Raw genomic sequence first — 9,972 nt, 5'->3', positions numbered from 1 at the left:
GAGTCTTTGAACTCCATTAATGAGTCTTTGAACTCCATTAATGAGTCTTTGAACTTCATTAATGAGCCTTTGAACTCCATTAATGAGCCTCTGAACTCCATTAATGAGTCTCTGAACTCCATTAATGAGTCTGTTTTCATTGATCAAATCCCCGACTTCTTCAAGAAGTCGGGGATCTGAATCTAGCTTAATTACCTAACCCACCATCCAGGTTTTCGGTGCGTTAGCCTACGGCATAACAGATGCTACGAAACTACGAGGCTACCAGTTACCTACAGGTTGAGCATTATGAGAAAATACTGAGGGATCAATTGAAATGCCTAACCCCTCAGCTACACGACTACCATAGGAAACATCTGCCCGGAAGAAGTGGCAAAGTTGACGCATTTGGATGTCCTCCCTTGCTTGACTGAGACTACCAACAATATTTTTAGCAAGACGCTCTTGCTGTTCAGGAGTTAGTAACCGATACAGATTACCTGCTTGGGTGTAATCGTCGTTTCCTTCACGATGACTGTAACGATCGACTGTGACATCGCCCAAATGACTAGGTGGTTCTGCATAAGCTGGATTTTCTTTAGGCGTACCCTCAGCACTATTCGGTTCATAGTTAGGAACACTACCGCCGTTGTTCCCCGATGCCATAAAGCCATCTCGCTGATAATGTATCACTGGACATTTGGGCTGGTTGACGGGTAGTTGCTGATAGTTACCACCCAAGCGATACCGTTGAGCATCTGGGTAAGAAAAAATTCGAGCTTGCAGCATTTTGTCTGGAGAGAAACTAACACCAGGAACCACTGCACTGGGGCTAAAAGCGGCTTGCTCAACTTCGGCGAAATAATTCTCTGGGTTCCGATTTAGCTCTAATATCCCGACTTCAATTAAAGGATATTCCCCTTGTTTCCAAACTTTGGTCAAGTCAAAAGGATTGTCAGGATGTTTTGCCGCTTGCTCTTCAGTCATCACCTGAATACACATCCGCCACTTAGGATAGTCTTTTTTAGCGATCGCTTCAAACAAATCATGAGTCGCATGATCGGGATCTTCGCCCTTAATCTTAGCGGATTCTTCCTCCGTCAAGGTTTGATGCCCTTGCAGATTCTTAAAGTGAAATTTACACCAAACGCGATCGCCCTGAGCATTAATCAAGCTGAAGGTGTGGCTACCAAAACCATCCATGTGTCGATGGGTTTTGGGAATTCCCCGATCTGAAAACAGGATCGTCACCTGGTGAAGCGATTCTGGACTAAGTGACCAAAAATCCCACTTTGCATTCTGGTCTTTGCAATTGGTTTGGGGATTGCGCTTTTGGGTATGGATAAAATCAGGAAACTTGAGCGGGTCGCGGATGAAGAAAATCGGGGTATTGTTGCCTGTGAGATCCCAGTTACCCTCTTCAGTGTAGAACTTGATGGCAAAACCTCTAGGGTCGCGCTCGGCATCTGCTGAACCTTTTTCTCCTCCGACTGTAGAAAAACGCAGCAGAACTTCCGTTTTCTTACCAATTTCAGAAAAAAGTTTGGCTTTACTGTAGCGGGTAATGTCATTGGTAATAGTCAAAGTGCCGTGAGCAGCAGCACCTTTAGCGTGGACAACTCTTTCAGGAATACGTTCTCTGTTGAAATGAGCCAGCTTTTCTAATAGGTGGAAATCCTGGATTAATACAGGGCCACGCGCTCCAGCTGTGAGTGAGTTCTGATTATCGCTAACTGGAATACCATCAGCAGTTGTCAAATTTTGGGGTTCAGTCATGGGTAAAGAAGCTCTCCATGTAAGTTACTCAGATTGCCCACAGTACATTTTAGTCAGTAGATGGATGCCTACTGATAGAACAATCTAGTTCATAGTCATAACGAGTTTGTATATAAAGCATACTCGATATGACTATGAATTACAAGGAATTTTTTTGTATTTTGGTAAGATGTAGAGACGATATATCGCCTCTATACTGCCTTTCAGGTATTTAAATGTTTGAGAATCAACGAGCAAACATCTGTCGCCTCAATTTGATGTTCATTAACGAGGTGAGTCTGATGGGTGATAAATAGAGGCCCTTCATCTGAAGAAGTGGTGATATTACCGTGAGAGCCACGCACCAGGGAAGCATCCAGAGGGATCACATCCATTAAGTAGCGAAAACCCAGTTGTTTCTTAAGTAACTTGAGAGCAATTTTTCCTTGAGGAAATTTTATTTGCGGATCGAGGAAAAGTTCGACAGGATCGTAACCAGGTTTGCGGTGGATATCTACAGTTCTAGCAAAATCAGGCGCTTTCGCATCATCGAGCCAATAATAATAGGTAAACCAAGCGTCAGATTGAGCGATCGCTACCAACTCCCCCGATCTAGGATGATCGAGATGGTAGGCTTGTTTACCCTCTTCATCCAATACTTGCGCCACGCCTTCAGTCGCTTCTAAAAGCGATCGCACTTTCGGGATATACGCCGGATCGTTGACATATATATGAGCAATTTGGTGATCGGCAACGGCAAAGGCAATGCTAGCACCAAAATCGAGCAGTTCTCGCCCCAATTCTTCTCGCACAGCAATTAAACCATTTTCCCGTAGTACGCGGTTCAAATCCACAGCTTTAGAAACTGGCGTAATGCCATACTCAGAAAGAATAACTACCTGAGTATTACGTGCTTCAAAATATTCAATTAAATTCCCACAAACAGCATCAATTTCTCGCAAATCTGCTTGAATCTGTGTTTGATTGTTACCAAACTTTTGTAGACAGTAATCTAAATGTGGTAGATAAACTAGTGATAATGTCGGGCTGTAACGTTCCTCAATCCATTTTGCGGAATTGGCAATCCATTGGCTAGAACTAATGGTAGTTTTTGGCCCCCAGAAATCGAAAAGGGGGAAGTTTCCTAAATCAGATTGAATTTGCGATCGCACATCACTAGGATGTGTATAAATATCAGGTAATTTTCTCCCATCTGCGGGATACATCGGGCGGGGTGTAATCGCATAATCTACTGAGGAATACATATTGTACCACCAAAAAAGGTTGGCACAAGTGAAGGTTGGATCGATTGATTTAGCTATTTCCCAAACTTTGGGAGATTGTACTAGTTTATTAGATTGTCGCCAAAACTTTACTTCACATTCATCGCGGAAGTACCAACCATTAGCAACAATTCCATGTTCATCAGGCAACTTTCCTGTTAAATAAGTAGCTTGAACCGAACAAGTTACAGCAGGTAACACTTTTTTGATGGAAGCTACCTGTCCAATAGCCGCCCAAGAAGATAAAAACGGCGTGCTTTCTCCTAGTAAACTGGGCGTTAATCCCACGACATTTAGAACAACTGTTTTCTGCATAAAATTAATTTCCTCTTAATTGGCGGCAAATTCTTTTAATACCCACTCATACTCACGCTGAATAGAAGTCGCTAAATCTATCTTCATTTCTGATGGCAATACATCCCATGTGTAAGTCTCAATTTCTAAATGTGAGCAAGCATTGTTTGTCTGAAGTAGATGTAAAACAGTAGCAATATCATCTTGTGTAGATTGCAAAATTTGATAATCATGAATAAAAATTGGCACATGAAAGTGAGTGCGCCATTCTTCAGCTAGAGATTGTTCTAAATGTGGTAATGCAGCTATTAAGTCAGGATAGTGATGAAGTGTACCATCGCTGCGACGTTCTATTACCTGGTGTAGATAGGTAGATTCAGCAAAAGGACGTAAGCGTTCAACTATCAAACGACGCTTTTCAACCTCAGCAGGTATTTTTACTTTAATTGCTGCACTGATTTGAATTTTGCCAATTTTAATTCCTGCCGATTGCAAACGTGTAAATACAGATTGCGGTTCCTCATATTCAACTGAAAAATGGCAGGTGTCATAGCAAACTCGAACGTGTTCTAGCAATTTAATTTCTGATAAATTCTGTTCAATATTTAGCTTTTGTGATAAATAATTACCGCCAATTGGCAATAACCAATTTTCATAAAAATCAATTATTTCTGAAGTATTTTCAATTAAACCATCAGGCTCAGGTTCTAAATCAATATGAAGGATCTTGCCTGTTTCTTCACCGATGCGAATCATTTCTACAACAACAGATGCGATGTTCAAACAACTCTTTTTCAGAACCGTTTCAAAAGTTGTTTGGTCTTTTACCCACCAAGGTTTATAAGATAATGGTAGTGTAGAAATTCCGCCATCAAGTCCTTGGGGTAATAAACTAGCTAAAATATTTACCAAGTTCAATGTATAATCAACCCGCTCTTGTGTAGACCAATCTGGTGCATAAACTTGGTCTTTTACCACCTGTCGATGAAATCCACCATAAGGGAATCCGTTTAAGGTGAAAACATATAAATCTTGTTGAGTTAGCCAAGTTTGGAATTGGGCCAAGTTATTACTTTCTAAAAGTTCTTTTGCAGCAACATCTGCTAACCTCAAGCCAATACCAAAAGGTTCTGTTGGCGATAAACGTGATTTGAGTTCGAGAATATACTTCTCTAAATTGGCGAAAACCTCTAGCCAACTTTCACCAGGATGAATATTACTGCAATAAGTTAAGTGAAAATTATTGTTTTTTGTAATTTTCATTTTCTAGTTATATCCCTTGTATATTTTTAATCTGTTTTCTTTGGCTTAAACTATTTCACAAAATACTTGCTACATATTCATGGGTAGGGGCGCACATCTATCATTGGTGTCAACTTAAGAAGAGAAAGCCCAAATTTGTTGGGTGTAAGCGTCAATCTCAAGGGTGACGCTTACGCCTAGTTTTGACTAATCCAAACCGATAAGGTCAGTATTCTGTCGTGGAATGCTTTCTTTTCTTCCTTTTCGTACAATTTCAAGGGTTTAAAGTTGAGCGGAGATAGTAAGAAGGAGTAGATTTTTTGCTCAATTTCCTCTATTGGCGGTATCGGTACTTGTTTTTGTTGCCGCAGGTCTGGGTTTCCTATTCGCGCTGGGCGTTTTCTACTCATGATGTATCACTAAGGACATCTAAATTGATGTCCTTAGATTACATCTTATGGTTCCTTTTTGCTTAAGTTGACACCAATGCAGAGCTGTGCGCCCCTACAAATGATGATTTTTAAATAATTCTCGAATATCAGAATATAAAATATAAAACTGTAACAAAAACTACAAAATTCCTATTTTCTCAAAAAAAAGGATAAGCTAAATACAGATGATATCCGGTTCGTAAAGATACCGTGATTAGGAGAAAATTTTATGATTTCAAAATCCCTGTTGCTGTCAGAACCTGCTTCTCCAGCGCATATATGCCCATTTGATCAAGCCTGTAGCTACTTAGAGGCGGCAGCTAAAGAATTAAATTTAAATCAGGGTTTGCTGGAAATTCTCAGCCACCCGCGTAAGGTTGTCACGGTTTCCATTCCTGTGAAACTAGATAATGGGGAAATACAAGTTCTCGCTGGACACCGGGTACAGCACTCTGATGTCTTAGGCCCATACAAGGGTGGAATTCGTTACCATCCGGCTGTGACATTGCGCGAAGTATCTGCTCTAGCAATGCTGATGACCTGGAAATGTGCCTTGTTAGGTATTCCTTACGGTGGTGGGAAGGGTGGCATTGCTATAGATCCCAAACGCTACAGTGTTGGTGAATTAGAGCGAATCAGCCGCCGTTATATCAGCGAGTTGATTAAAGATATTGGGCCTTCTGTAGATATTCCTGCGCCAGACATGGGTACTTCTGCCCGTGAGATGGCTTGGATGATGGACACCTACTCTGTAAATGTTGGTCATGCTGTACCAGGAGTTGTAACTGGAAAGCCCCTTTCTATTGGTGGTTCTCTGGGGCGAGAAATGGCAACCGGACGTGGGACGATGATTATTGTCCGTGAGGCGCTAGCAGATCGAGGTAAATCTTTGGTAGGAGTGCGAGTAGCTATTCAAGGTTTCGGTAACGTCGGCTGTGCCGCAGCAGAATTACTATATGAAGCAGGCGCGAAAATTATCGCTGTTTCAACTGGTGCTGGCGGAATATTCTCCGAAGTTGGTCTTGATATTCCCAAGTTGAAAGTCTACGCTGCTGAAAATCGCAAGAGTATTGTGGGTTTCCCGCAATCTGTACCAATTAGCAATGCAGATTTATTAACTTTATCTTGCGATGTCTTAATACCAGCGGCTTTGGAGAACCAAATCACTGAAGAAAATGTGAATCAAGTGCAGGCGCAAATTGTGGCAGAAGCAGCTAACGGCCCAGTTACTCTTGAGGCTAACTTGGCCTTAGAGGCGCGGGGTGTGACAGTGCTACCCGATATTTTGGCGAATGCTGGCGGTGTAGTAGTCAGTTATTTAGAGTGGGTGCAGGGTCTTTCTTACGTATTTTGGGATGAGGAGCGCGTCAACCGCGAAATGGAGCATTTGATGGTGCAAGCGTACCGCAAGGTAATTCATCAGTCGGAGGTAGGGCAAATTTCTTTAAGGTTAGCAGCTTACACGTTGGGGGTAGGTAGAGTGGCTCAGGCGCTGACTGACAGAGGTCTTTACCCTTAATATTTGGGCATAGACAGCAGTTTTCAATTGAATAGACAACATATAAGGGCACAACAATAATATTGTGCCCTTATATATTATAAATAGCCAGTGTTTCTGTTACGCGATCGCTTTAGCACTCAATTCAAGCACTAAAGTTCTTACTTACTACGAATTTACTCTGCATCATCATCAATTACTGCACTGCGATCGAGCAGTAATAAGTTGCGAAGTTGGTCTGTATCCATTTCGGTTAACCACTCTTCACCAGCACCTACAACTTGTTCAGCTAACTGTTTCTTACTTTCAATCATGTCATGAATTTTTTCTTCTAAAGTCCCAGTGCAAACAAATTTATGTACTTGTACATTCCGGGTTTGACCAATCCGAAATACTCTATCTGTGGCTTGATTTTCCACGGCTGGATTCCACCATCTATCAAAGTGGAATACATGATTTGCTCGTGTTAAATTTAGTCCTACTCCACCGGCTTTCAGAGAAAGAATCATAATCGGTGGCCCTTGAGGATCGTGTTGGAAACGGTCGATCATTTCCTCACGTTGCTTTTTACTGGTGCTGCCATATAAAAAGAATATTTCTCGCCCTAGCTGTTTTTCCAAATAGGGTTTAAGTAATTTACCCCACTCAGCAAATTGTGTGAAAATTAGAGCGCGATCGCTTTCTGCTAAAACTTCTTCTAACATTTCTTCTAGCCGCAGAAGTTTGGCTGAATTATGTTGCTCTAATGTCGCCTGTTTCAAATATTGGGCTGGATGATTGCAGATTTGTTTGAGTTTGATTAACAAAGCCAAAATCATACCCCGACGTTGCAATCCTTCAGCAGATTCTATTTCTACTAAAGATTGTTCTACAACTTGTTGATAAAGTGCAGCTTGTTCACCAGTTAAACCGCAAAATACGGTCATTTCTTGCTTATCTGGTAAATCTTGAATGATGTCGCGATCGCTTTTCAATCGCCGCAGTATAAATGGTTGCACTAATGAACGTAATTGAGTCAAAGAAGCCGTATCACCATACTTTTCAATTGGCATGGCAAACCGCCGCTGAAAAAATTGCTTATTGCCTAAATATCCTGGATTGAGAAAATCTAAAATAGACCAGAGTTCTTGGAGTCTATTTTCTACTGGTGTCCCCGTCAACGCAATGCGAAATGTCGCTTCTAATTCCCGTACTGCTTTTGACTGCTTCGCCTCTGGATTTTTCACATTCTGGGCTTCGTCTAAAACAATTATCTGCCAAGAGACACTTTGCAATGACTTGATATCTCGATGAAGTAGTGAGTAGCTAGTAACGATTAAATCGTGCTTTTTCACTGCTTCTAAAAACGCTTTTCCTTTTGGGCGTTTGTCACCGTGATATTGCAAAATTTTTAGACTTGGTGCAAATTTATTGACTTCTCTTTCCCAGTTGCCTAAAACTGAAGTTGGACAAACTAGCAGTGTTGGATTTTCTAGTGCATCCTGTTCTTTAAGATGTAGCAAGAAAGCAATGAACTGCACGGTTTTACCGAGTCCCATATCGTCGGCGAGACATGCACCCAAACCCCAACGTTCCAAGAATGACAGCCAAGCAGCCCCACGTTCCTGATAAGGTCGCAACTGTCCTTTAAAGCCTGTTGGTGTGGGTAAAGGTGCGATCGCTTGATTATTACTTAACGCCCCAATCAACTCTTGCAATGCCCCAGATGCCTCAAAGCTAACCACTGGTAATTTTTCAATTACTTGGGTATCCCCTGTACTGAAACGCAAGGCATCTTCTAAGGAAAGCGCCATTTGGTCTTTGCGAGTGGTAAAAAATGTTTGGGCTGTTTTGATGTCCTGGGGTCGCAATTCTACCCACTCCCCGTTAATTTCCACTAGCGGACTATTTAAAGCCACAAGTTTATCAAACTCAGCTTTAGAAATAGTTTGTCCACCAATTGCCAATTGCCATTGGAAATTTAATAGACTCTGCAACCCTAAACGTCCCTGCTTTCCTTTTGGGGTTTCGGCAGTAATTTTCAAACCCAAACGATTCGCCCAGCCTTCACGATTCGCTAAACTGGGAGGCAAAATTACCCCTAAACCACTGTCTTCCAACCTCCAAGCTACAGCTTTGATAAACTCATAAGCTTGGATGGGGGTGATCCGAGAAGATTGGGGATATTCGGTTTCAAAGCTGGGTGCGATCGCTGGATATAATCGCGAAGCTACCCCCAAACCTCGTAAAAATGTTTCCTGTGGTTGCTCAATTGTCCGATTTTCATAAACCAATCTTTCAACTGGATTGTTCCAAATAGTTGCTGCATCCACTAAAAACTCTGGATTGTCAGCCGCTTGCAAAAAATACGCCAATGTCCAATCTGTTTCGCCAGACTCTGGAGAACGCAGTTGAAAACAGGTACGAAATAGACTTTTAAGAGTTAATTGGTATTGTAGCGGCATAGTCCAAGCCTTCAATGCCGCTTCCAGTCTTTCCACTTCAATTGCATCTGCATTGACTATATGAGATGCACTAGTTAAGGCTTGCAACCACTGTCGCACCCCAGACGGTAAAGATGCAATCACCTTAGCTTCCATTGGAGGTTGAGAACCCATCATTTCTCGCACTTGGGCATCTATCGTACTGTTGAGAAATCCCAAAAGTAATTCTTGAGGTTCTGTGGGAAAGTCTACATAAAGTAGGGATTGGGAAAACTCCTCCCCAGTCCCCACTTCTTCTTGATAAGTGCGACAAACCAACGGTATATTCGCAGAAAATCTTTCTAGGCGGGTTCCATCTACTGCACTGTCTAGAAGTACTCGCCATTTGGCAGCAAATGCACCATCTGATTCTCGATCAATTGTTGGTAAAAACTTACAACGTGAGATTAAATCTAAACTCCATCGGGCCACCTGCGACCAAAAGCGTAAATCTCCACCCAAAAAAGCATCTTCCCCTTTAGCAGCATTTAGGGGAATAGCGGCGAGAAATTTTACGGCTTCGCTAGCGTTGAGACAAAAACCTTCAACTCGCCACGGTTGCAAATATTGCGGGGAGTCTGTATTTTCCCCCAAGCTGGCAGAATGTACAGGGAAAATCGCTGTTGTTCCTTTATCACTACCTTCTGGGATATAAGTTGGTAGGGTAATGATTTGAGAGTGCGTTGGTAAACTGATCTCAGTGGCACTGGCGGCTTTGCGCGTTCGCCCAGTAGTTGCGATCGCTTTGCCCGCCGCAGGCATCGCAACTTGGGGTTTTTGGATGAAGTTGGTAATTGCCATGTTCTGAGAATGCAACCACTCACTCAACTCAACCGATGTCATTGCCAATGGATGTAGTGCTATATCTCCAGATCCATTCGACTCGAAATTCACTCGTGGCGATCGCCACGTTTCCCCCCAAATAAATAAACAACCATTTTGATTTTTTAGTAACCAATTACAGTGTAAAATCGCCATTTGCTAACTACTTATATTTCCCAAAATTTAAGAACTAAAAATCGCTACTG

At 42.1% G+C, this 9,972-nt stretch carries 5 protein-coding genes and 1 pseudogene; 1 reads left to right on the top strand and 5 read right to left on the bottom strand.

Annotation, left to right across the window (positions count from 1 at the left end; all coding sequences use genetic code 11):
• Window positions 1-261: 261 nt before the first annotated feature.
• From HWQ43_RS24610 to HWQ43_RS24595, 4 genes and pseudogenes are all read right to left on the bottom strand, one after another.
• On the bottom strand, window positions 262-1,755 hold the full coding sequence (locus tag HWQ43_RS24610; RefSeq protein ID WP_292738585.1) for a catalase: 1,494 nt from the start codon (window positions 1,753-1,755) through the stop codon (window positions 262-264).
• A 203-nt stretch (window positions 1,756-1,958) separates the two neighbouring features.
• Complete coding sequence (locus HWQ43_RS24605) at window positions 1,959-3,332, bottom strand: alkaline phosphatase family protein (protein WP_292738584.1); 1,374 nt, start codon at window positions 3,330-3,332, stop codon at window positions 1,959-1,961.
• Between the two features lie 15 nt (window positions 3,333-3,347).
• Window positions 3,348-4,574 carry a metabolite traffic protein EboE gene (gene eboE / locus HWQ43_RS24600; protein ID WP_292738583.1) on the bottom strand — a complete coding sequence of 409 codons (1,227 nt, stop codon included), beginning with the start codon at window positions 4,572-4,574 and terminating at the stop codon, window positions 3,348-3,350.
• Between the two features lie 185 nt (window positions 4,575-4,759).
• Window positions 4,760-4,963: pseudogene (locus HWQ43_RS24595) on the bottom strand (IS4 family transposase); the annotation flags it as partial.
• A 250-nt stretch (window positions 4,964-5,213) separates the two neighbouring features.
• On the opposite strand from HWQ43_RS24595, the gene HWQ43_RS24590 reads away from it, so the two are divergent.
• Window positions 5,214-6,503 carry a Glu/Leu/Phe/Val dehydrogenase gene (locus tag HWQ43_RS24590; RefSeq protein ID WP_292738582.1) on the top strand — a complete coding sequence of 430 codons (1,290 nt, stop codon included), beginning with the start codon at window positions 5,214-5,216 and terminating at the stop codon, window positions 6,501-6,503.
• Between the two features lie 155 nt (window positions 6,504-6,658).
• On the opposite strand, the gene HWQ43_RS24585 is transcribed toward HWQ43_RS24590, so the two are convergent.
• Complete coding sequence (locus tag HWQ43_RS24585; RefSeq protein ID WP_292738581.1) at window positions 6,659-9,922, bottom strand: DEAD/DEAH box helicase; 3,264 nt, start codon at window positions 9,920-9,922, stop codon at window positions 6,659-6,661.
• Window positions 9,923-9,972 lie beyond the last annotated feature (50 nt).

The sequence above is a fragment of the Nostoc sp. JL31 genome, from assembly GCF_017114965.1.
GTDB lineage: Bacteria > Cyanobacteriota > Cyanobacteriia > Cyanobacteriales > Nostocaceae > Nostoc > Nostoc punctiforme_A.
The sequence above is the reverse complement of the archived record's forward strand: the minus strand, read 5'-3'. Positions and strand labels throughout refer to the sequence as shown.

Bases quoted from the DNA above. Each gene is read 5' to 3' on its own strand.
- HWQ43_RS24610 (WP_292738585.1), bottom strand. From the start codon at position 1,755: ATGACTGAACCCCAAAATTTGACAACTGCTGATGGTATTCCAGTTAGC.
- HWQ43_RS24590 (WP_292738582.1), top strand. From the start codon at position 5,214: ATGATTTCAAAATCCCTGTTGCTGTCAGAACCTGCTTCTCCAGCGCAT.
- eboE (WP_292738583.1), bottom strand. From the start codon at position 4,574: ATGAAAATTACAAAAAACAATAATTTTCACTTAACTTATTGCAGTAAT.
- HWQ43_RS24585 (WP_292738581.1), bottom strand. From the start codon at position 9,922: ATGGCGATTTTACACTGTAATTGGTTACTAAAAAATCAAAATGGTTGT.
- HWQ43_RS24605 (WP_292738584.1), bottom strand. From the start codon at position 3,332: ATGCAGAAAACAGTTGTTCTAAATGTCGTGGGATTAACGCCCAGTTTA.